Here is a 24,673-nt window from a genome sequence, read left to right as displayed (position 1 = left end):
CTGCCAGTTCTACCGGGGCTCCGCTCCTCATGTCCGGCGAAACCGCCTACGGCCTCCTGGACAACCCCGCCAGGCCCATAACTTCACGGCCTTGGGACTAGAGCCCCGCGGTACGGAACAGAGGGAAAAGGCGGCGGCCCCCACTCGTCAGGCAGTGGGGGCCGCCGCCGGTCACGGGGAGGGCGGGGAGTCACCAGGTGACGGGGAGTTCGGTGAGCCCGCCGTTGAGCTGGCCGGACGTCACCTGGAGCTCCTCCACCGGGCGGGCCAGCTTCAGGCCGGGCAGCCGGGTGAACAGCTGCGTGTAGGCGGTCCTCAGCATCATCCGGGCCAGCGGGGCCCCGATGCAGTGCCACATGCCGTGCCCGAACGTCAGGTGCTCGTTGGGCGAGCGGCGGATGTCGAAGAGGTCCGCGTCGTCGAAGACCGCCTCGTCGAAGTTGACCAGCGTGAAGTCGAGCAGTACCAGATCGCCGGTGCGGATGGTGACGTCGGCGATCTCGATGTCGTCGGTGGCGTAGCGCGGCAGCGCGGCGCCCGAGCCGCCCGCCTTCGCGGCCCGCAGGATCTCCTCGACGCCGCTCCTCATCAGCTTCTCGTCGGCGAGTGCCTCCTTCAGCTGGTCCGGGTACTGCGTGAACAGCACGACGCCCAGGTCGACATGGGTGGCGACGCTGTCGAGGCCGGCGAAGAGCAGGCTCGCGGCGATGGGGCCGATGCGCTCGTCCTCCGGGACCGTCTCGCACAGCCGGGAGATCACGTCGTCGCCGGGTTCGGCCCGCTTGCGGCCGGCCAGGTCGGTCAGCAGCCCGAACAGCTTCGCCTGGCTCGTGGCGACGCTCTCCGCGTCGTTCAGCGTGGCCATCTCGCCCAGCACCGCCAGCAGTTGTCCCTGCTCCTGCAGCGGGATGCCGATCAGGGCGCACAGCACGGTCAGCGAGTACGGCAGCGAGAAGTTGCCCCGCAGGTCGGCGGGGCGCTCCTGGGCCGCGAAGCCGTTCAGGATGTGCTCCGCGATCCCCTCCACCATGGGCATCATGTTGAGCACCCGGCGGGCGGAGAACTGCGGGGTGAGCAGGGTGCGCAGCTCGGCGTGCGCGGCGCGGGCCGCCTCGATGTCGTCCATGATGAGCAGGTCCATCAAGGGGCTCTTGACGTAGCGGGGCGCGTTGGCCGGGTCGGCGTGCGCACGGGCCAGGCGCTCGTCGTGCAGCAGCTGCTTCAGCTCGGCGTGCCGGGTCACCAGCCAGCCCTCGTCGCCGGCCGGGGTGCGGATCTTGGTGACGGGAGCACGCATCTGGAGCTCGCGCAGCAGCGGGCTGAGGCGGAGCACCGAGGGGGCGGCGTCCTCGAGGGAGGGCGGCGGGGTGGGGTTGAGCATGGGACTGCTACTCCTTGGGGCAGTGGTGGTGTGCGCGGGTCCCCGGCTGGGGTCTTTCGTTCGGATCAGGCCGGATCAGGGAGCCCGGCATGATCCGAACGAGAGGCCCTGGGGGCCGCTGTCGCACCCGGGGCGGCGCCGTGGGAGAGGGCGGCGCCCCGGATGCGGTGGAGGGACAGGGAGGACCCGGCCGGGGCGGCGTGCACCGACCGGACCCGGCTCAGTCCTCGCCGGCCGGAAGTGCGGCGAGCCAGTTCTCGATGGCCTCGGCGGTCAGTGCCGAGTGCTCCATGGCCAGGGACAGATGGTCGGCCTCGATGTCCTGTACCGCGTCGGCCGGCACCGCCGAGGTGTCGAGCTTGAAGCCGTTGTTGGCCTGCGTGGCGCGCAGGAGCAGGGTGGGGGCGGTCGTGGCGGGTGCGTCGATGTCCGTCATCAGCATGAACCAGTGCGCCATCGCGGACATCCGGGCGCTGTTGAGCGTCACGGACGGCGAGTCGATGTCCGCCAGGTAGAAGCGGGTCGTCTGGTCGAGGTTGTTTCCTTCCGAGGGGTCGTACCGGATGGACGCCGTGTCGAGCAGGACGACCGCCTCCGGCTTCACGCCCCAGGTGTCCTCAAGGACACCGGCCGCGAGGTAGGCGAGGGAACCACCGGTGGAGTGGCCCACCATCACGAACGGTTCGCCGTCGCTCGCCATCAGGACGCTCTCGGCGACGATCCGGGCCGCCGCCTCGCTGGTGGCGGGCAGCAGCTCGCCGGGGGCGAACCCCATCAGCGGCAGCGCCGACACATGGCGCCTGCCGCGGAAGTGGGCGGCGATGCGGGCGTACTGGTGGACACCGCCGGTGGCGCCGGGCGCGCTGACGAAGATCAGCCGCGGGGTGCCGGGGCCGGTGGCCAGGGTGACGGCCTCGGACAGCTCCTCCAGGTCCGCGGGCGTCTCGAAGGCGGGCCGGGTGTTGGCGACGGCCTTCAGCATCCGCATCGCCTCGACGAGCTTGCCGCCGCGCACCGCGTTGTGGAACAGGCCGACCAGCGTGTCGTCGGGGTGCACCGTGGTGCCGGCGACGGCGGCGCCGGACGCCGGGCCGGAGGCGGACAGGTCGCCCAGTTCCTCGTTGAGGTGGCGGGCCAGCTTCACCGGCGTCTTGCTGTCGAAGACCACCGACGTCGGCAGGCGCAGCCCGAGGAGTTCGCCGAGCTGGTTGCGCAGGCTGACCGACACCAGCGAGTCGAAGCCCAGCTCCAGGAAGCCGCGCTCGGGGTCGACGGCGGCGGGGTCGGCGTGGCCGAGCAGGCCCGCGGTGAAGCCGACGACCAGCTCGGTGAGCAGCCTCTCCCGGCCCGCGGTGTCGAGCGTGCGCAGCCCGTCGAGCACGGTCTTGGGCGAGCGGTCCGCGGCGGCGGTGCGCCGGGTGCGCGGCACCAGGTCGCGCCAGAGTGCGGGCAGCGACTGCTGGACCTGGAGTCCGGCGACGTTGATCCGGGTGGGCACGACCACCGGCTCGGGGCGGGCGAGGGCGGCGTCGAACAGGGCGAGGCCGTCCTCGATGCTCATCGGCGGGGTGCCGCCGCGGTCCATCCGCCCGAGGTCGGTGTCGCTGATCTGACTGGTCATGCCGCTGCCGCGGCCCCAGGGGCCCCAGGCGAGGGACACGGCGGGCAGACCGGCCGCCACGCGCCGCTGGGCGAGTGCGTCGAGGCACGCGTTGGCTGCGGCGTAGTTGGCCTGGCCGGGGCCGCCGATGACGCCGGAGATCGAGGAGTACAGCACGAACGCGGCGAGGTCCCGGCCGAGGGTCGCCTCGTGCAGGTGCAGGGCCGCGTCGGCCTTGGGGCGCAGCACACCGGCCAGTTGTTCCGGGGTGAGCGAGCCGATCAGGGCGTCGTCCAGGACACCCGCGGTGTGCACGACGGCGGTCAGCGGGTGTTCGGCGGGCACCGACGCGACGAGCGCGTCGACCGCGTCGCGGTCGCCGACGTCGCAGGTGGAGACGGTCACCCGGGCCCCCAGTCCGGTCAGCTCGGCGACCAGTTCGGCCGCGCCGGGCGCCTGCGGGCCGCGGCGGCTCGCCAGCAGCAGGTGCCGGGCGCCCCGGGCGGTGACCAGGTGCCGGGCGAGCACTGCTCCGAGGCCGCCGGTGCCGCCGGTGATCAGGACGGTGCCGTCGGGGTTCCAGCCGGGGGCGGCGGGGGCGGCGTCGGCCGTGCGCGGCAGCCGGGCGAGCCGGGCGGCGCGCACCTGGTAGTCGCGGACCGCGAGTTGCTGCTCGTCGAGCGTCAGCACGTCGGGCAGTACGCCGGCGGACAGGAACGTGTCGTCGAGGTCGACGAGCAGCAGGCTCCCGGGGTTCTCGGTCTGCGCGGAGCGCACCAGGCCCCAGACGGCCGCGCCGGCCGGGTCGAGCACGTCCTCGTCGTCGAGGGCGACGGCGTGGCGGGTGACGAAGACGAGGCGGGTGCCCGCGAGCCGAGGCTCGGACAGCCACTCCTGGAGGTGTCCGAGGACCCGGGTGGTGAGGGCGCGCACCCCGTCCGCTCCGGAGTCCTTCTCCCCCACGAGCGGGATCAGGAACACGTCGGGCGCGACACCGCTGTCGCCGATGGCGCCGCCCAGCGACTCCGCGTAGGCGGTGACGGTCTCGTCGGCGCGGTGCATGGCGTAGCCGAGGTCGAGTTCGTCGGAGCCGACGACGGCCCAGCGGGTGCCGGTGGCGCGGGCGGGGGCCTTGACGGGTACCCACTTCAGCGCGAACAGGTCGCCCCGGCCGGTGGCGGCCGGGTTCCCGGCGGCGCCGTCCGGGGTGCCCAGGCGCACGGTCTCGGCGGTCAGGACGGGGTTGCCCGCGGGGTCGACGGCGGTGAGGGCGACCGTGTCGGGCCCGGTGGTGCTCAGCCGTACGCGCAGCGCGGTGGCGCCGGTGGCGTGCAGCGTGAGCCCGTCGAAGCCGGCCGGCTCGCCCGCCGTGGCGCCGTCGAGGGCGGCGGCGCGCAGGGCGGTGGACAGCAGCGCGGGGTGCAGTCCGAAGCCGCTGTCGGGGCCTGCGGGCAGCTCGGCCTCGGCGAACACCTCGCCCTCGTGCCGCCACACCCCGGTCAGGCCGCTGAAGAGCGGGCCGAGGGTAAGCCCGTCGGACTCCAGCTCCGTGAGCGGGACTTGGCGGGCGTCGGCGGGCGGCCACTGGACGAGCTCCGCGGCGATGTCCTCGGCGCGCTCGTCGGGGGCGAGAACACCACGGGCGTACGTGGTCCAGGGAGCGTCGTCCGAGGTCGCCGGGCGGGCATGCACGGAGAGCGGCCGGTGTCCTGAGGAGTCCGCGGGACCGACCCGCACCTGGAGCAGGACCGCGTCGCGGTCGCCTAGGGTCAGCGGTGCGAGCAGGTCGAGCCGGTCCAGGCGCGGGGTGCCGTTCTCGTCGCCCGCGCGGACCGCGATCTCCACGAAGGCCGCGCCGGGGACGGTGATCCGGCCGTCGACGCGGTGCTCGGCGAGCCAGGGGTGAGTCAGCGGCGAGAGGCGTCCGGTGAGGACGGACTCGTCGGCGTCGGCCAGCGCGACGGTGGCGGCGAGCAGCGGATGCGCGGCGGCGCCGAGGCCCAGTCCGGCGGGGTCGCCGGAGCGGGCGCGCACGGTCGGCCAGTACCGGCCGCGCTGGAAGGCGTACGTCGGCAGGTCCACGGGGGCCGGACGCGCGGGGAGGGTGCCCTCGAACACGGCGTCCCAGTCGGCCCCGTTGCCCCGGGTCCACAGGGTGCCGAGCGCGCCGAGCGCGGCGGCCTCCTCCGGCTGGTCCTTGCGCAGCGCGGGCACAGCGGTGACGTCGGTGGCCCGTGTGTTCTCGCCGACGAGCGCGGACAGCACGCCGTCCGGGCCGAGTTCGAGGAAGGTCCGTACGCCCTCGTCGACGAGGGTGCGCACGGCGTCGGCGAAGCGGACGGCCTGGCGGGCGTGGCACACCCAGTAGTGCGGCGTGGCCAGTTCCTCGGCGGTGACGACGTCGCCGGTGAGGGTGGAGACGACGGGGACCGACGGCTCGCCGAAGGTGAGCTTCGCGACGACGTCCCGGAACGCGTCGAGCATCGGGTCGACGAGCGGCGAGTGGAAGGCGTGGCTCACGGAGAGCCGCGCGGTGCGCCGGCCCTGCTCCCGGAAGTGGTCGGCGATGGCGAGGACGGCGTCCTCGGCGCCGGAGACCACCACGGACTCGGGGCCGTTGACCGCGGCGAGCGAGACCCGCTCGTCAAGGAGCGACCGCACCTCTGCCTCGGTGGCGCGCAGCGCGACCATGGCGCCGCCGGCCGGCAGGTCCCGCATCAGGCCGGCGCGGGCGGCGACCAGCGTGCAGGCGTCCTCCAGGGACAGCGCGCCGGCCGCGTGCACGGCGGCGATCTCTCCGACGGAGTGTCCGGCGAGGTGGTCGGGGCGCAGACCCCAGGAGGCGAACAGCCGGTAGAGGGCGACCTCCACGGCGAACAGCGCGGGCTGGGTGTGGCCGGTGTCGTCGAGGGCCGCGGGGTCCTCGCCCCACATGACGTCGCGCAGCGAGTGGCCGAGGCGCTCGTCGAGCAGGGCGAGGGTCTCGTCCAGGGCTGCGGCGAACACCGGGAAGCGGGCGTGGAGTTCACGGCCCATACCGAGGCGCTGGGCGCCCTGCCCGGAGAACAGGACGGCGAGGCCGGGGCGGTCGCCGGACGGGACGGTGCCGCGTGCGGCCTCGGTGAGCCCGCCGTCCGCGGCGACGAGCAGCGCCCGGTGTTCGAAGGGGGTGCGGGTGACGGCCAGCGCGTGGCCGACGGCGACGGGGTCGGCGCCGGACGCGGCGAGCGGCCGTACCCGCTCCAGCTGGGCGCCGAGGGCGGCGGCGGTACGGGCCGACACGGGCCACGGGACGGCGCGCGGGACGACCGGCACGGGCCGCGGCCCGGCGTCGGTGTCCTCCTCCTCGGCCGCGGGGGCCTCTTCGAGGATGACGTGGGCGTTGGTGCCGCTGATGCCGAAGGACGACACACCGGCCCGGCGCACCTGCTCGCCCTCGGGCCAGGGGGTGGCCTCGGTGAGCAGGCTGACGTGACCGGCGTCCCAGTCGACGTGCGTGGAGGGCGCGTCGACGTGCAGGGTGCGGGGCAGCAGCCCGTGCCGCAGGGCCAGCACCATCTTGATGACGCCCGCGGCGCCGGCGGCGGCCTGGGTGTGGCCGATGTTGGACTTCACGGTGCCGAGGCGCAGCGGGCGGCTCACGTCGCGGTCCTGGCCGTAGGTGGCGAGCAGGGCCTGTGCCTCGATGGGGTCGCCGAGGGTGGTGCCGGTGCCGTGCGCCTCGACGGCGTCGACGTCGGCGGGCGAGAGCCCGGCGGAGGCCAGCGCGTCGCGGATGACGCGCTGCTGGGCGGGCCCGTTGGGGGCGCTGAGGCCGTTGGAGGCGCCGTCCTGGTTCACGGCGGAGCCGCGCAGCACGGCGAGCACCGGGTGGCCCTTGCGCCGGGCCTCGGAGAGCCGCTCGACGAGGATCATGCCGACGCCCTCGGACCAGCCGGTGCCGTCGGCGGAGTCGGCGAACGCCTTGCAGCGGCCGTCCGCGGCGAGGCCGCCCTGGAGGCTGAAGCCGACGAAGCTGGAGGAGGTGGTCATGACGGTGACACCGCCGGCCAGCGCGAGGTCGGCCTCGCCGGAGCGTACGGACTGGGCGGCCAGGTGCAGGGCGACCAGGGCCGAGGAGCACGCGGTGTCGAGCGTGACGGCGGGTCCCTCGAAGCCGAGCGCGAAGGACAGCCGGCCGGACATCACGCTGGCGGCCAGGCCGTTGCCCGCGTAGCCGCCCATGTCGTCGTCGGAGGCGAGGACGAGATGGGCGTAGTCCTGCGAGTTGGTGCCGACGAACACACCGGTGCGGCTGCCGCGCAGGCTGCCGGGGGCGATCCCGGCACGCTCCACGGCCTCCCAGGCGGTTTCGAGGAGCAGCCGCTGCTGCGGGTCCATGGCCAGCGCCTCGCGGGGCGAGATGTCGAAGAAGCCCGGGTCGAAGTCGGCCACGTCGTGCAGGAATCCTCCCTTCTGCGTGCTGCTGCGGCCCTCTCCGTCACCGGCCAGCGTCTCCAGGTCCCAGCCGCGGTCGGCCGGGAACCCGCCGATGGCGTCACGGCCGTCGGCCAGCATCTCCCAGAGGTCCTCCGGGGATCGCACACCGCCCGGGAAGCGGCAGGCCATGCCGACGATCGCCACGGGCTCGTGGCGGCCCGCCTCGGCTTCCTGGAGGCGTCTGCGGGTCTGGTGGAGATCCGCCGTGACCCACTTCAGGTAATCGACGAGCTTTCTTTCGTCCGGCATCGTCCGTGAACCTTCCTCAAAATGTTTCGCGCGTAGTCTGGGTGGGCCCGGGTCAGGAGTTCGACGACCGGCCGAGTTCGTTGTCGATGAAGGCGAAGATCTCCTCGGCGCTCGCCGCCTCGATCCGTTCGCCGACGGCCGGTCCGTCCCCGTCCGGGCCGGTGCCGTCCCAGGCGGCCAGCAGACGCTGGAGCCGGCCCGCGACCCCGCGGCGGGTGGCCTCGTCCATGCCGTCGGCGGACAGTTCCGCCTCCAGCCGGTCGAGCGTCGCCAGCGGAGAAGCGGCGGTGCCGCTCCGGTCTCCGCCCGCCAGGGAGCCGGCCAGGTGCCGGGCGACGGCGGTCGGCGTCGGGTGGTCGAAGACGAGCGTGGACGGCAGCCGAACGCCGGTGGCCGCGGAGAGCCGGGTGCGCAGCTCGACCGCCATCAGCGAGTCGAAGCCCAGCCGGCTGAAGTCCCGGTCGGCGGGGACCGCTTCGGCACCGGAGTGACCGAGCACCCCGGCCGTCTCCTGGCGGACCAGGCCGACGAAGGTCTCGTGCCGCTGCTCGGCGCCGAGGCCGGCCAGCCGGCGCGCGAGCCCGTCGGCACCGGCCGTGGCCGCCGCGCGGCGCCGGGCGCGGACCAGGGAGCGCAGCACCGCGGGGACGTCGCCAGCCTCGGGAGCGGCGGCGGACCGGGAGACCCGGATCGCCACGGCGAGTGCCTCGTCCTGGCCGTTCGCCGCGTCGAACAGGGCGAGACCCTGGCGTTCGGTGAGCGGCGGCATCCCGGAGCGCTCCATGCGCTCGATGTCGGCGTCGGTGAGCGTGCCGGTCATGCCGGCGCCCTGGCCCCACGGTCCCCAGGCCAGCGACAGGGCGGGCAGGCCCTGGGCAGCGCGGTGCGCGGCGAGCGCGTCGAGGAACGTGTTGGCGGCGGCGTAGTTGCCCTGTCCGGGGCCACCGGTGACGCCGGCCACGGAGGAGTACAGGACGAATCCGGCGAGCGGCAGGGCCCGGGTCGCCTCGTGCAGGTGCCAGGCGGCGTCCGCCTTGGGCCGCAGCACGGTGTCGAGCCGGTCGGCGGTGAGCGTGCCGATCGTGGCGTCGTCGAGGACGCCCGCCGTGTGCACGACCGCGGTCAGCGGGTGCTCGGGCGGCAGCCCGGCGAGCAGCGCGTCGACGGCGGACCGGTCGGAGACGTCGCAGGCCCGTACGGTGACCTCGGCGCCCAGCGCGGAGAGTTCCTCGCTCAGGGCGGTGGCCCCGGGCGCGTCGGGTCCGCGACGGCCGGCCAGCAGCAGGTGCTTGATGCCGTGGCCGGTGACGAGGTGGCGGGCCAGTACGGCGCCGAGGCCGCCGGTGCCGCCGGTGATCAGCACGGTGCCGTCGCGGTCCCAGGCACGGACCTGGTCGGCGGCCGGGGCGGGCGTGGACTCGGCGCGGGTGAGACGGGCGACGGTGATCGCGCCGCCCCGGACGGCGGCCTGGGTCTCGCCCGCGTCGAACAGGGCGGGCAGCGAGGCCAGCACGGCGGCGTCGGTCGTGTCGGCGCCGTCGGCCGGGTCGAGGTCCAGGAGCAGGAAGCTGCCCGGGTTCTCGGACTGGGCGGAGCGGACCAGGCCCCAGACGGCTGCCGCCGCCAGGTCGGTCACGTCCTCCCGGCCGGCCGCGACGGCGCCACGGGTGACGATCGCGAGGCGGGAGTCCGCGGTGCGGGGGTCGGAGGTCCAGCGGCGCAGCAGGTCGAGCACCGGCACGGTGGCGGAGCGGACCGCGGCGGGCAGGTCGTACCCGGCGGCGGGGCCGCCCTCGACCGGCAGGAGCGTCAGCGACGGCAGGGGTGCCCCGCTGTCCAGCAGTTCGGTGAGCGAGTGCGCGCGGCCGGCGAGGACGCCGTCCGCCGCGGCGAGCGCGGTGTCCAGGCCGGGCAGCCCGTCGCCGAGCACGGTCCACGGTCCGCGGTCGCCGGGGCGCGGGGCCGGGGCGGGCGCGACCCAGTCCAGGGTGAGCAGCGCGGCGTCGTCCGCGGCGGTGGCGTCCGTGCGGGGTTCGGCGGTGGTGGCGCCCAGGGTGAGCGAGGCCACCGACAGCACGGGGCCGCCCTGCGGGTCGGTCGCCTCCAGCACCCGGGTGTCGTCGCCGGTGGCGGTGAGCCGTACCCGCAGGACGACGGGGTGCGCGGCGTGCAGGACGAGCCCGTCCCAGGCGACGGCGTCGAGGGTGTCGTCGCCGTCTCCGTCTCCGTCGAGGAGGACGGCGGCGCGGACCGCGGTGTCCAGGAGCGCCGGGTGCAGCGCGAACGCCTGCTCGGCCGGGCTCTGTTCGGTGATCTCGACCTCGGCGAAGAGGTCCCCGCCGCGCCTCCAGGCGGCGCGCAGCACGGCCGCGCCGGTGGGTTCGGGCAGGTCGTCGACCGGGGTGGCGTCCGCGGGCGGCCATACGGTGTCGGTCGCGGCAGGGGCGGCGGGCGCGTCGGTGAGCGTCGCGGTGGCCCGTTCGATCCACGGGGCGCCGTCGCCGTCGGCGCGGGTGTGCACGGCGAGGGTGCGCCGGCCGGTCCCGTCGGGGGCGCCCACCAGGACCTGGAGGCGCTGGGGGCGGTTCCCGGTGAGCGTCAGGGGCGCGCCGACGGTGAGGTTCTCGACGGTCGTGCGGTCGCAGGCCTCGGCGGCGTGCAGCGCGAGTTCGGCGAGGACCGCGGTGGGCAGGGTGGTGGCGCCGTCGCTTGCGCGGCCGGTGAGCCAGGGCTGTGCGACGGCGGACAGGCGTCCGCTGAGCAGCGTCTCGTCCGAGCCGGCGACCGCCGTGGCGGCGGTGAGCAGCGGGTGCCCTCCGGCGTCCAGGCCCAGTCCGCCCGCGTCGCCGGGAGCGGCGGTGGTGTCGGGCCAGAAGCGGGTGCCCTGGAAGGCGTACGTGGGCAGTTCGATGATGCGTGCGCCGGTGCCGGCGAAGAAGGCGCTCCAGTCGGTGTCCAGGCCGGCGGTGTGCAGCCGGGCCAGGGCGGTGAGGACGGACACGGTCTCGTCGCGGTCGTTGCGCAGCGCCGGCACGACGACGGTGCCGGTGTCGGGCAGGGAGGCGGCGGCGAGCGCCGAGAGCACTCCGTCGGGACCGACCTCCAGGAAGGCGGTGACACCCCGGTCGGCGAGCGCGCGGACACCGTCGGCGAACCGCACGGCCTCACGGACATGACGCACCCAGTAGCCGGCCTGGGTGTGCGTGCCCGTGGAGGCGACCTCGCCCGTCAGGTTGGACACGACCGGGATCCGCGGCTCGTCGTACGAGAGCGTCTCCGCGACCGCACGGAACTCCTCCAGCATCGGGTCCATCAGCGACGAGTGGAACGCGTGGCTGACGCGCAGGCGGGTGGTGCGGCGGCCGTCCGACTCCAGGAGGGCGACGAGCTGGTCGACGCCGTCCTCGGGGCCGGAGACGACGACGGAGGTGGGGCCGTTGACGGCGGCGACGGCGACGCCCTCGGCGAGCAGCGGCAGGACCTCGTCCTCGGTGGCCTCGACGGCGGCCATGGCGCCGCCCTCGGGCAGCGCGTCCATGAGCCGGGCACGCGCGGCGACCAGTCGGCAGGCGTCCTCCAGCGAGAACACCCCCGCGACATGCGCGGCCGCGATCTCACCGACCGAGTGACCGGCCACGAAGTCAGGGGTGACACCCCAGGACGCCACCAGGCGGAACAGGGCGACCTCGACCGCGAACAGCGCGGGCTGGGTGCAGCGGGTGCGGTTGAGCTGTTCCGGGTCGTCGCCCCACATGATCTCCCTCAGGGAGAAGCCGAGTTCGGCCTGGAGCAGGTCCAGCACGGTGTCCAGGGCCCCGGCGAACACCGGGAACCGGGCGTGCAGTTCACGGCCCATGCCGAGGCGCTGGGCGCCCTGCCCGGAGAACAGGAACGCAGGTGTACGTGCGGCGCCGGCCTCGGCGCGCGCGGCTTCGGTGACGCCGTCGGGGCCCGCCAGCAGGACGGCCCGGTGCTCGAAGGAGGACCGGCTCGTCACGAGGGACAGGCCGATGTCGGCGCGGGACGCCTCCGGATGTGCGGCGGCATGGGCGCGCAGCCGCTCCAGTTGGGCGTCGAGCGCCTGCTCGGAGCGGGCCGAGACGACCCACGGGGTGACGGCGGGGGTCGCGGTGTCCTCGGCGGGGCGCTCGTCCGCGGCGGGCTCGGGAGCGTCTTCCAGGATGACGTGGGCGTTGGTGCCGCTGATGCCGAACGACGACACACCGGCCCGGCGGACCCGACCCGTCTCCGGCCAGTCGGTCTCCTCGGTGAGCAGCCGGACGGCGCCCAGGGACCAGTCGACATGGGTGGACGGCTCGGTGACATGCAGGGTGCGCGGGAGCGTGCCCTGGTGCATCGCCATGACCATCTTGACGAGTCCGGCGGCGCCGGCCGCGGACTGGGTGTGGCCGATGTTGGACTTCACCGAGCCGAGCAGCAGCGGCTGCTGCGGGTCGCGGTCGGAGCCGTAGGTGGCGATCAGGGCCTGGGCCTCGATCGGGTCGCCGAGCGGGGTGCCGGTGCCGTGCGCCTCGACGGCGTCGACATCGCCGGGCCGCAGGCCCGCGTTGGCCAGCGCCTGCCGGATCACCCGCTGCTGGGAGGGGCCGTTGGGGGCGGTCAGGCCGTTGGAGGCACCGTCCTGGTTGACGGCGGAGCCTCGGACCACGGCGAGCACCCGGTGTCCGGCGCGGCGGGCGGCGGAGAGGCGTTCCAGGACGAGCACCGCCGCGCCCTCGGACCAGCCGGTGCCGTCGGCGGAGTCGGAGAACGCCTTGCAGCGGCCGTCCTGGGCCAGTCCGCCCATCTTGGTGAACCCGGCGAAGTTGGCGGGGGTGGTCATGACGGTGACACCGCCGGCCAGCGCCATGACGCACTCCCCCGCCCGCAGTGCCTGGGCGGCGAGGTGCAGGGACACCAGCGAGGAGGAGCAGGCGGTGTCGACCGAGAGGGCGGGGCCCTCCAGGCCGAGCGTGTAGGAGAGTCGGCCGGAGACGACGCTGACGGCGAGACCGGTGGTGGCGTGGCTCGCGATGTCGTCGCGGGAGCGCATGACCAGACCGGAGTAGTCCTGGCCGCTGACGCCCATGAAGACACCGGTACGGGATCCGCGCAGGGCGGTCGGGTCCAGTCCGGCGCGCTCCACGGCCTCCCAGGTGACTTCGAGCAGGATGCGCTGTTGCGGGTCCATGGCCAGGGCCTCGCGCGGCGCGATGCCGAAGAAGTCGGCGTCGAAGCCGGCGATGTCGCTCAGGAAGCCGCCCTGCCCGGACAGGTCGCCCAGCTCGCCGCCGATCGTCGACGACTCCCACTGACGGTCTGCGGGGAAGCCGGTGATGGCGTCGGTTCCGGACGCCACGAGGTCCCACAGTTCCTCGGGCGATCCGACACCGCCCGGGAAGCGGCAGCCCATGCCGACGATGACCACGGGGTCGTCGTCGGACGCGGCGGCAGCCATCTGATGGGCGGTGAAGGCCTCCGCGGCGTCGGCGCCGAGCAGTTCGTCGTGGAGGTACTCGGCGAGCTGCTGGGGTGTCGGGTAGTCGAAGACGAGCGTGGCGGTCAGGGTGAGGCCGGAGGCCTTGCCGAGCCGGTTGCGCAGCTCGATCGCGGTGAGCGAGTCGAAGCCGAGACCGCGGAACTCGCGGCGGGCGTCCACCGCGTCGGCGGAACCGTGGCCCAGAACCGCGGCTGCCTCGGCACGCACCAGGTCGACCAGGAACGGCAGGCGCTGCTCCTCGGGCAGAACGGCGAGACGCTCGGCGAGTCCGGCGCGGGCGACCGCGGCGGTGCCGGCCCGTGCCCGGCGTCCGCCGGTGCGGACCAGTCCGCGCAGGATCGCGGGGACGCTCATGCCGGGGGGCAGCGAGCCGCCACCGCCCAGGCCCAGCGGCACGACGAGCGGTTCGTCGGCGAGCGTGGCGGCGTCGTACAGGGCCAGGCCCCGCTCGACGGACAGCAGCGGCATGCCGCTGTTGTCGTTGATGCGGCGCATGTCCTCGTCGCTCAGTCCGCTCGTCATGCCGCTGCCTTGCTCCCAGGCGTTCCAGGCGAGCGAGGTGGCGGGCAGGCCGTGGGCCTGACGGTGGGCGGCGAGGGCGTCCAGGAAGGTGTTGCCCGCGGCGTAGTTGGCCTGCCCGGGGCTGCCGAAGACGCCGGAGGTCGAGGAGTACAGGACGAAGGCGGCCAGGTCGAGGTCGCGGGTGAGGTCGTGCAGGTGCCAGGCGGCGTCGACCTTCGGCCGCAGCACGGTGTCGAGGCGGTCGGGGGTGAGGGAGGCGAGGATGCCGTCGTCGAGGACACCCGCCGTGTGCACCACCGCGGTCAGCGGGTGCTCGGCCGGAACGGAGGCGAGCAGCGCGGCGAGGGCGTCGCGGTCGGCGACGTCACAGGCGGCGACCCTGGCCTCGGCACCCAGGTCGGCCAGCGCCTGGACGAGGTCTGAGGCACCGGGGGCGTCAAGTCCACGGCGGCTGGTCAGCAGCAGGTGCTTGACGCCGCGCTCGGCGGCCAGGTGGCGGGCCAGCTCGGAGGCGAGACCGCCGGTGCCACCGGTGACCAGGACGGTGCCCTCGGGATCCAGCGGCCGGGGCATGGTCAGCACGATCTTGCCGATGTGCTTGGCCATGCTCATGAAGCGGAAGGCCTCACGGGAGCGGCGGACGTCCCAGGCGCGGACCGGCAGCGGGGACAGTACGTCCTGCTCGAAGAGGCCGACCAGGTCGAGCAGCATCTGCTGGATGTGGTCGGAGTCGACCATGCCCAGGTCGAAGAACCGGTAGGTGATGCCGTCCGAGGCGGAGTCGGCGTCCCGGATGTCGGTCTTGCCCATCTCCAGGAACCGGCCGCCCGTGCCGAGCAGCCGCATCGACGCGTCGACGAACTCGCCGGCCAGGGCGTTCAGGACGACATCGAGACCCTTGTCCCCCGCGACCTCGGCGAACGCCGCCTCGAAGTCGAGGGTGCGCGAGGAGGCGATGTGGTCGTCGGCGACCCCCAGGGAGCGCAGCACATCCCACTTGCCCTCGCCGGCCGTCGCGAAGACCTCCGCACCGAGGTGACGGGCGATCTGGATCGCCGCCATACCGACACCACCGGCACCGGCATGGATCAGGACCTTCTCGCCCGCCTTCAGACCGGCGAGGTCCTTCAGCGCGTAGTAGGCGGTGAGGAACACCAGTGGCACGGACGACGCGGTCTCCCAGGACCAGTCGTCGGGGACGCGGGTCAGCAGTCGCTCATCGGCAGCGCCCGACGGACCGAACCCGCCGAACACCATGCCCATGACCCGGTCGCCGGGGGCCAGTTCGGTGACGTCCGGACCGACCTCGGTCACGACACCGGCGGCTTCGGAGCCGAACAGTCCCGCCTCACCGGGGTACATGCCGAGAGCGTTGAGCACGTCGCGGAAGTTGAGGCCCGCGGCACGGATCCCGATGCGCACCTGCCGGCCGACGAGCGGTTCCAGGGCCTCCGGATGCGGCAGCAGGGCGAGACCGTCGAGGCTGCCCTTGACGCGGCTGCCCAACCGCCACGGCGTCCCGGGCGGCGGAACGAGAGAGGAACCGGACTCCAGCCGGGCGAGCCGACCGACACGAACGGTGCCCTCACGGACCTGCGCCTGCGGTTCCTCCGCGTCGAACAGCCCTGCCAGCAGCGGAAGTCGGGCCATGGACTCGGCCGTGTCATCGACATCGGCCAGCAGCAGCCGGCCCGGGTTCTCGGACTGGGCGGAACGCACCAGACCCCACACGGGGGCAGCGGCCAGATCGAGCGGACCGCGCTCGCCGTCAGCGACGGCGTTCCGGGTGACCACGACGAGCCGGGAGGAGGCGAAAGCGGACTCGGCCAGCCACTCCTGCACCAGAGCCAGCACGTGAAGAGCCAACGCGTGGGCGTCTTCAGGTCGTTGGTCGAGGCCGCCACGGACCGTCACCGCGACCATGTCGGGTACGGCCCCGCTCCGGGCGGCCAGTTCCTCAAGCGTGGCAGCCGGGGCATGCACGCCCGCGACCGCCTCGGAGTCCGCGGCGAGCACGGCGGCCAGACCGAAGGGGTCGTCACCGAGCACCGCCCAGGTGGCGGGAGCGGCCGGGGCGGCGACCGTACGGGGAGTCCACTCGATTCGGAGCAGAGAGTTGGCGTCGTCACGGCGCGGCTCGGCACCGGCTTCCGGACCTGCGGCACGCAGCGTCAACGACTCCACGGAGACTACGGGTTGGCCCCCCGGGTCGACCGCCGCGATCCGCACCGCGTCCTCACCGCACGAGGCGATCCGCACCCGCAAGGTGCTCGCCCCGTCCGCGTGCAGGGACACGCCCTCCCAGGCGAACGGGAGCAGGCTGCGGTCGTCGCCCTCGGCGGACAGGAAGACCGTGCTGTGCAGGGCGGCGTCGAAGAGCGCCGGGTGCAGACCGAAAGCGTCGGCGTCCTCGACCGAGTCGGGCAGTGCGACCTCGGCGTAGACCGTGTCGTCCTGGCGCCACACGGCACGCAGTCCACGGAAGACCGGACCGTACTCCAAACCGTCGGCGGCGTAGCGCTCGAACATGCCCTCGATGTCGACGGCCTCCGCGTCACGCGGCGGCCACACGGCGGTGTCGAAGCCGATGACCTGCTCACCGGACCCGATGCGGCCGGTGGCGTGCTGGGTCCACTCGGCGTCGAAGTCCTCGCCGGGCCGGGTGAAGAACCGCAGTTCGCGCGAGCCGTCCTCGTCGGCGGCGCCGACGGAGATCTGCACCTGCACGGCACCCGTGGCGGGGAGTACCAGCGGCGCGGCGATCATCAGCTCCTCGACCCGGTCGCAGCCGGCCTGGTCGGCGGCGCGGACGGCCAGCTCCAGGAAGCCGGTACCGGGGAAGAAGATCATGCCGCCGACGACGTGGTCGGCGAGCCACGGATGGGTGGCGGCCGACAGGGAGCCGGTCAGCAGGAGTTCGCCGGAACCGGCCACCGACATGGCGGCACCGAGCAGCGGGTGGTCGGCCGAGGCCAGACCGAGGCCGGAGGCGTCCAGGGCGGCAGGGGCCGCCTTGGGCCAGTAACGCTCGTGCTGGAAGGCGTAGGTGGGCAGTTCGGCGATGCGGGCGCCGGTGCCGGACAGCGGGGCCGACCAGTCGACGTCGACACCGGTGACATGCAGTCGGGCGACGCCGCTGAGGACGGACACGGTCTCGTCGCGGTCCTTGCGCAGCGCCGGCACGACGACCGTGCCGGTGTCGGGCAGGGAGGCGGCGGCGAGCGCCGAGAGCACTCCGTCGGGACCGACCTCCAGGAAGGCGGTGACACCCCGGCCGGCGAGCGCGCGGACACCGTCGGCGAACCGCACGGCCTCACGGACATGACGCACCCAGTAGCCGGCCTGGGTGTGCGTGCCCGTGGAGGCGACCTCGCCCGTCAGGTTGGACACGACCGGGATCCGCGGCTCGTCGTACGAGAGCGTCTCCGCGACCGCACGGAACTCCTCCAGCATCGGGTCCATCAGCGACGAGTGGAACGCGTGGCTCACCCGAAGGCGGCTGGTACGGCGACCCCGCGCGGCAAGCTGCTCCGCGACCGCGAGAGTGGCCTGCTCCTCGCCGGAGACGACGACGGAGGTCGGACCGTTGACCGCCGCCACGGCGACACCCTCGGTGAGCAGCGGCAGCACCTCGTCCTCGGTCGCCTCCACTGCCACCATGGCACCGCCACGCGGCAGCGCCTGCATCAGACCGGCACGCGCCGCGACCAGCCGGCAGGCGTCCTCCAGCGAGAACACCCCGGCGACGTGGGCGGCGGCGATCTCACCGACCGAGTGACCGGCCACGAAGTCAGGGGTGACACCCCAGGACTCCAGCAGACGGTAGAGGGCGACCTCGACCGCGAAGAGCGCGGGCTGGGTGAACGCGGTGGCGTTCAGGGCGGTTTCGTCGGTGCCCCACATCACGTCGCGGACGGATGCGCCCTTCCCGGTCTCCAGGAGAGCGGCGACGGAGTCGAACGCTTCGGTGAACACCGGGAAGCGGGCGTGGAGTTCACGGCCCATGCCGAGGCGCTGGGCACCCTGCCCGGAGAACAGGAAGGCGGTACGGCGCGGTTCGGCGACGCCACGGGCGACCTCGGTGAGGGCGCCGTCGGCGGCGAGCAGGACCGCCCGGTGCTCGAAGTGGGAGCGGCCGGTGGCCAGGGTGTACGCGGTGTCGAGCGCGGGCAGCGCGTCGGCGGACTCCCGCAGCCGCTCCACCTGGGCGTCGAGCGCGGCCCCGGACTTCGCCGAGATGGGCCAGGCGAGCGCGCCGGGCACCGGACGGTCGGCAGCCGGCACGGGCACCGGCTCATCGGGGGCGCCCTCGAGAATGACGTGGGCGTTGGTGCCGCTGATGCCGAACGACGACACACCGGCCCGACGCGCCCGTCCCGTCTCCGGCCAGTCGGTCTCCTCGGTGAGCAGCCGCACCGCACCCAGAGACCAGTCGACGTGCGAGGACGGCTCGGTGACGTGCAGCGTGCGCGGGAGCCTGCCGTTGCGCATCGCCATGACCATCTTGACGAGCCCGGCGGCACCGGCCGCGGCCTGGGTGTGGCCGATGTTGGACTTCACCGAGCCGAGCAGCAGCGGCTGCTGCGGGTCCCGGTCGCTGCCGTAGGTGGCGAGCAGGGCCTGCGCCTCGATCGGGTCGCCGAGCGGGGTGCCGGTGCCGTGCGCCTCGACGGCGTCGACGTCGCCGGGCCGCAGGCCCGCGTTGGCCAGCGCCTGCCGGATCACCCGCTGCTGGGAGGGGCCGTTGGGGGCCGTGAGGCCGTTGGAGGCGCCGTCCTGGTTGACTGCGGAGCCACGCACCACGGCAAGCACGCGGTGTCCGGCGCGACGGGCGTCGGAGAGACGCTCGACGACGAAGACCGCCGCGCCCTCGGCCCAGCCGGTGCCGTCGGCGGAGTCGGAGAACGCCTTGCAGCGGCCGTCCTGGGCCAGTCCGCCCATCCGGGAGAACCCGGCGAAGTTGGCCGGGGTGGTCATCACGGTGACACCACCCACCAGCGCCATGCTGCACTCACCCGACCGCAGCGCCTGCGCGGCGAGATGCAGGGACACCAGCGACGAGGAGCAGGCCGTGTCGACGGACAGGGCGGGGCCCTCCAGGCCGAGTGCGTAGGAGAGGCGGCCGGAGACCACGCTGACGGCCAGACCGGCGGTGGCGTGGCCGGCGACGTCGTCGCGGGACCCCATGACCAGACCGGAGTAGTCCTGGCCGTTGACTCCCATGAAGACACCCGTGCGGCTTCCGCGCAGGGTGGCCGGGTCGACACCGGCGCGCTCGACGGCCTCCCAGGTGACTTCGAGCAGGATGCGCTGCTGCGGGTCCATGGCCAGGGCCTCGCGCGGCGAGATACCGAAGAACCCGGCGTCGAAGCCGGCGATGTCGCTCAGGAATCCGCCCTGTCCGGACACCGCACCGGCCTCACCGCCGACGAGCCTCGACGACTCCCACTCACGGTCGGCGGGGAAGCCGGTGATGGCGTCGGTTCCGGACGCCAGGAGGTCCCACAGTTCCTCGGGCGTCCCGACACCGCCCGGGAAGCGGCAGCCCATCCCGACGATGACGACAGGATCGTCCGTCACGTCGGCGGCGCTTTCCGGGGCGGCGAAGACCTCGACGGCGTCGGCGCCCAGCAGTTCGTCCAGGAGATGGTCGGCGAGCTGCTCGGGCGTCGGGTAGTCGAAGACGAGCGTGGCGGGCAGAGTGAGACCCGTTGCCTTGCCGAGCCGGTTGCGCAGCTCGATCGCGGTGAGCGAGTCGAAGCCGAGACCGCGGAACTCGCGGCGGGCGTCGACGGCGTCGGCGGAACCGTGGCCCAGAACCGCGGCTGCCTCGGCACGCACCAGGTCGACGACGAACGGCCGCCGCTGCTCCTCGGGCAGAGCGGCGAGACGCTCGGCGAGTCCGGCTCGGGCGACCGCGGCGGTGGCCGCCCGGGCCCGGCGCCCACCGGTGCGGACGAGTCCGCGCAGGATCGCGGGGACGCCGACACCGGCGGGCAACGGGCCACCGCCGCCCAGACCGAGCGGCACCACGAGCGGTTCGCCGGCGAGCATGGCGGCGTCATACAGGGCCAGGCCCCGCTCGACGGACAGCAGCGGCATCCCACCGGCGTCACTGATCCGGCGGGCGTCCTGGCCACTCAACCGGCCGGTCATGCCGACGCCTTGTTCCCAGGCGCCCCAGGCGAGCGAGGTGGCGGGCAGGCCGAGGGCCTGACGGTGGGCGGCGAGGGCGTCCAGGAAGGCGTTGCCCGCCGCGTAGTTGGCCTGCCCGGGGCTGCCCATGACACCGGCCGTCGAGGAGTACAGGACGAAGGCGGCCAGGTCGAGGTCACGGGTGAGGTCGTGCAGGTGCCAGGTGGCGTCGACCTTCGGCCGCAATACGGTGTCGAGGCGGTCGGGGGTGAGGGAGGCGAGGATGCCGTCGTCGAGGACACCCGCCGTGTGCACCACCGCGGTCAGCGGGTGCTCGGCCGGGACGGAGGCGAGCAGCGCGGCGAGGGCGTCGCGGTCGGCGACGTCACAGGCGGCGACCCTGGCCTCGGCACCCAGGTCGGCCAGCGCCTGGACGAGGTCTGGGGCACCGGGGGCGTCAAGTCCACGGCGGCTGGTCAGCAGCAGGTGCTTGACGCCGTGCTCGGCGGCCAGGTGGCGGGCCAGCTCGGAGGCGAGACCGCCGGTGCCACCGGTGACCAGGACGGTGCCCTCGGGATCCAGCGGCCGAACGGCAGAGTCACCGGTCTCCAGCCGGGCGAGCCGACCGACACGGACCGTGCCCTCACGGACGACGGCCTGCGGCTCCTCCGCGTCGAACAGCCCTGCCAGCAGCGGCAGTCGGGCCAGCGAGTCAGCCGTGTCATCGACATCGGCCAGCAGCAGCCGGCCCGGGTTCTCGGACTGGGCGGAACGCACCAGACCCCACACGGGGGCAGCGGCCAGATCGAGCGGACCGCGCTCGCCGTCGGCGACAGCGCCGCGGGTCACCAGAACCAGTCGGGAGGAGGCAAAGGCAGGCTCGGCCTGCCACCCCTGCACCAGAGCCAGCACCTCACGTACCAACTCATGAGCAGCTTGCGGCCGTTGATCGACGTCGCTACGAACCGTCACCGCGACCATGTCGGGTACGGCCCCGCTCCGGGCGGCCAACTCCCCAAGCGTCGCAGCCGGGGCATGCACGCCCGCGACCGCCTCGGAGTCCGCGGCGAGCACGGCGGCCAGACCGAAGGGGTCGTCACCGAGCACGGCCCAGGTGACGGGAGCGGCCGGGGCGGCGACCGTACGAGGGGTCCAGTCGATGCGGAACAGCGAGTTGGCGTCATCGCGGCGCGGCTGGGCACCGGCTCCCGCGTCCGCGGCACGCAGCGTCAACGACTCCACGGAGACGACCGGCTGACCTGCCGGGTCGACCGCCGCGATCCGCACCGCGTCCTCACCGCACGAGGCGATCCGCACCCGCAAGGTGCTCGCCCCGTCCGCGTGCAGGGACACGCCCTCCCAGGCGAACGGCAGCGGACTGCTGTCGTCGGACAGGAGGACGGTGCCGTGCAGGGCAGCGTGCAGAAGCGCCGGGTGCAGACCGAAGGCACCGGCGTCCTCGACCGAGTCGGGCAGCTCGACCTCGGCGTAGACCGTGTCGTCCTGGCGCCAGGCACCGCGCAGCCCACGGAAGACCGGGCCGTACTCCAAACCGTCGGAGGCATAGCGCTCGAACAGGCCGTCGATGTCGACGGCCTCCGCGTCGCGCGGCGGCCACACGGTGGTGTCGAAGCCGATGACGTGCTCGCCGGAGCCGATGCGGCCGGTGGCGTGCTGGGTCCACTCGGCGTCGAAGTCCTCGCCTGGCCGGGTGAAGAAGCGCAGCTCACGGTGGCTGTTCTCGTCGGCGGCGCCGACGGAGATCTGCATCTGCACCGCGCCCGTGGAAGGCAGTGCGAGCGGCGTGGCGATCGTCAGTTCCTCGACCCGGTCGCAGCCGGCCTGGTCGGCGGCGCGGACGGCCAGCTCCAGGAAGCCGGTGCCGGGGAAGAGGACCGTGCCGCCGACGCTGTGGTCGGCGAGCCACGGGTGGGTGGCGAGCGACAGGGTGCCCGTCAGCAGGAGTTCGTCCGAACCGGCCACCGACATCGCGGCGCCGAGCAGCGGGTGGTCGGCCGAGGCGAGGCCGAGACCGGTGGCGTCGACGGCGGTCGCGGTCGCCTTGGGCCAGTAGCGCTCGTGCTGGAAGGCGTAGGTGGGCAGTTCGGCGGTGCGGGCGCCGGTGCCGTCGTGGAACGCCGTCCAGTCGACGGTGACGCCGGCCGTGTGCAGCCGGGCGAGCGCGGTGACGGCACTGTGCTCCTCGGGGCGGCTCTTGCGCAGGAACGGGACGGTGACGGCGGTGGTGGACTGCTGGGCCAGGGCGGCGAGCACACCGTCGGGGCCGAGTTCGAGCAGGACGTCGGCGCCGGCCTCGGCGAGCGCGCGGACGCCGTCGGCGAACCGCACGGCCTCGCGGACATGACGCACCCAGTACTCCGGGTCGGTCAACTGCCCGTCGACGGCGACCGTGCCGGTCAGGTTGGAGACGACCGGGATCCGCGGCTCGTCGTACGAGAGCGTCTCCGCGACCGCCCGGAACTCCTCCAGCATCGGGTCCATCAGTGGCGAATGGAAGGCGTGGCTCACCCGTAGGCGGCTGGTACGGCGACCCTGCGCGGCGAGCTGCTCGGCGACCGCGAGAGTGGCCTGCTTCTCGCCGGAGACCACGACGGACGTGGGGCCGTTGACCGCGGCGACGGCGACACCCTCGCCGAGCAACGGCAACACCTCGTCCTCGGTCGCCTCCACGGCGACCATGGCACCGCCACGCGGCAGCGCCTGCATCAGACCGGCACGCGCCGCGACCAGCCGGCAGGCGTCCTCCAGCGAGAACACCCCCGCGACGTGCGCGGCGGCGATCTCGCCGATGGAGTGGCCGGCGACGAAGTCGGGGGTGACGCCCCAGGACTCCACCAGGCGGTAGAGGGCGACCTCGATGGCGAACAGGGCGGGCTGTGTGAAGCCCGTCTCGTTCAGCGGGGCTTCCTCGTCACCCCAGATGATGTCGGCCAGTCCGGCGCCGAGTTCCTCGTCGAGCAGGTCCAGGACGCGGTCCAGTGCTTCGGCGAACACCGGGAAGCGGGCGTGGAGTTCACGGCCCATGCCGAGGCGCTGGGCACCCTGCCCGGAGAACAGGAAGGCGCTGCGGGTACGGCCGAGGGCCTGCCCCTCGTGGGCGTCCGGGGCGGGGTCCCCCGCCAGCCAGGAGGTGAGCGCGTCGCGGCCGGCGGTGCCGTCCGCGTCGGTGACGACGGCGAGCCGGTGTTCCAGGGCCGCGCGGGTGGTGGCCAGCGAGTACGCGGTGTCCAGTGCGCCGGGGGCGCCGGGGGTGTCCAGGTGGGCGAGGAGGGCGGCGGCCTGCTCGCGCAGGGCGGCGGCGGAGCGCGCCGAGAGCATCCAAGGCAGGACGCCGGCGGTGCGGGGCTCGGCCCGTGCCTCTTCCGGCTGGGCGGCGGGGGTGTCGGGCGCCTGCTCGACGATGACGTGCGCGTTGGTGCCGCTGACGCCGAAGGAGGAGACGCCGGAGCGGCGGGGGCGGTCGGGCGCGGTGGGCCAGGGGCGGTTCTCGGTGAGCAGCTCGACCTTGCCCGCCGTCCAGTCGACGTGGGTGGAGGGCCGGTCGACGTGCAGGGTCTTCGGCAGCACCCCGTTGCGCATCGCCATGACCATCTTCATGATCCCGGCGACGCCGGACGCGGCCTGGGTGTGGCCCATGTTCGACTTGATCGAGCCGAGCAGCAGGGGCTGTTCACGGTTCTGGCCGTAGGTGGCGAGGATGCTCTGGGCCTCGATGGGGTCGCCGAGCGGGGTGCCGGTGCCGTGCGCCTCGACCACGTCGACGTCGCCGGTGTTCAGGCCCGCGTTGGAGAGGGCCTGCGTGATGACGCGCTGCTGGGAGGGGCCGTTGGGGGCCGTGAAGCCGTTGGAGGCGCCGTCCTGGTTGACGGCGGAGCCGCGGATGACGGCGAGCACGGGGTGGCCGTTGCGCTGGGCGTCGGAGAGACGCTCCAGGACGAGCACGGCCGCGCCCTCCGACCAGCCGGTGCCGTCGGCGGAGTCGGCGAACGCCTTGCACCGGCCGTCGCGGGCGAGACCGCCCTGCCGGCTGAACTCGACCAGGGAGCCCGGCGTCGACATCACGTTGACGCCGCCGGCCAGCGCCAGGGCGCACTCGCCGTTGCGCAGGGACTGCACGGCGAGGTGCAGCGCGACCAGCGAGGAGGAGCAGGCGGTGTCGACGGTGATCGCCGGCCCCTCCAGGCCGAAGGTGTACGACAGCCGGCCGGAGACGGCGCTGGCGGCTATGCCGGTGCCGACGTCGCCGGTGGCGTCGTCGAGGGACCGCACCAGCAGGTAGGCGTAGTCCTGCCCGTTGGTGCCGATGAACGTGCCGGTGCGGGTGCCGCGCAGCCGGGTGGCGTCGATGCGGGCGCGCTCGATCGCCTCCCAGGACGTCTCCAGGAGCAGCCGCTGCTGCGGGTCCATGGTGACGGCCTCGCGCGGCGAGATCCCGAAGAAGCCGGGGTCGAAGCCGGCGATGGAGTCGAGGAACCCGCCGCGCTGGCTGACGGAGGTGTCCCGGTCGTCGGTGCCGCTGGTGCGCAGCGCCTCCAGGTCCCAGCCGCGGTCGTCCGGGAATCCGGAGATCACGTCGGTGCCGTCGGCGACCATCTCCCACAGGGCCTGCGGGTTGTCGACGCCGCCGGGGAAGCGGCAGCCCATGCCGACCACGGCGATCGGTTCCCGGGCCGCGGCCACGATCGTGCGGTTGCGGCGTCGCAGCCGCTCGGTCTCCTTGACCGCGGCGCGCAGTGCCTCGACTACGTTCTCAGCGGGGGCGTTCATCTCTGCTCCATCACTTCGC

Annotated in this window: 3 protein-coding genes; all 3 read right to left on the bottom strand. The window is 74.0% G+C overall.

What is annotated here, in order from left to right; genetic code table 11:
- Nucleotides 1-190: 190 nt before the first annotated feature.
- Nucleotides 191-1,381, bottom strand: a complete 1,191-nt coding sequence (locus ACWC91_RS39465) for a cytochrome P450 (RefSeq protein ID WP_450644392.1) — start codon at nt 1,379-1,381, stop codon at nt 191-193.
- 220 nt (nt 1,382-1,601) lie between these two features.
- Nucleotides 1,602-7,709 carry a type I polyketide synthase gene (locus ACWC91_RS39460; protein ID WP_450644394.1) on the bottom strand — a complete coding sequence of 2,036 codons (6,108 nt, stop codon included), beginning with the start codon at nt 7,707-7,709 and terminating at the stop codon, nt 1,602-1,604.
- 52 nt (nt 7,710-7,761) lie between these two features.
- Entirely contained in the window at nt 7,762-24,654 is a 16,893-nt protein-coding gene (locus ACWC91_RS39455) for an SDR family NAD(P)-dependent oxidoreductase (RefSeq protein ID WP_450726270.1), read from the bottom strand.
- Nucleotides 24,655-24,673 lie beyond the last annotated feature (19 nt).

The organism is Streptomyces sp. NPDC001204 (assembly GCF_053598035.1).
This window is presented reverse-complemented; position numbering and strand designations above follow the sequence as displayed.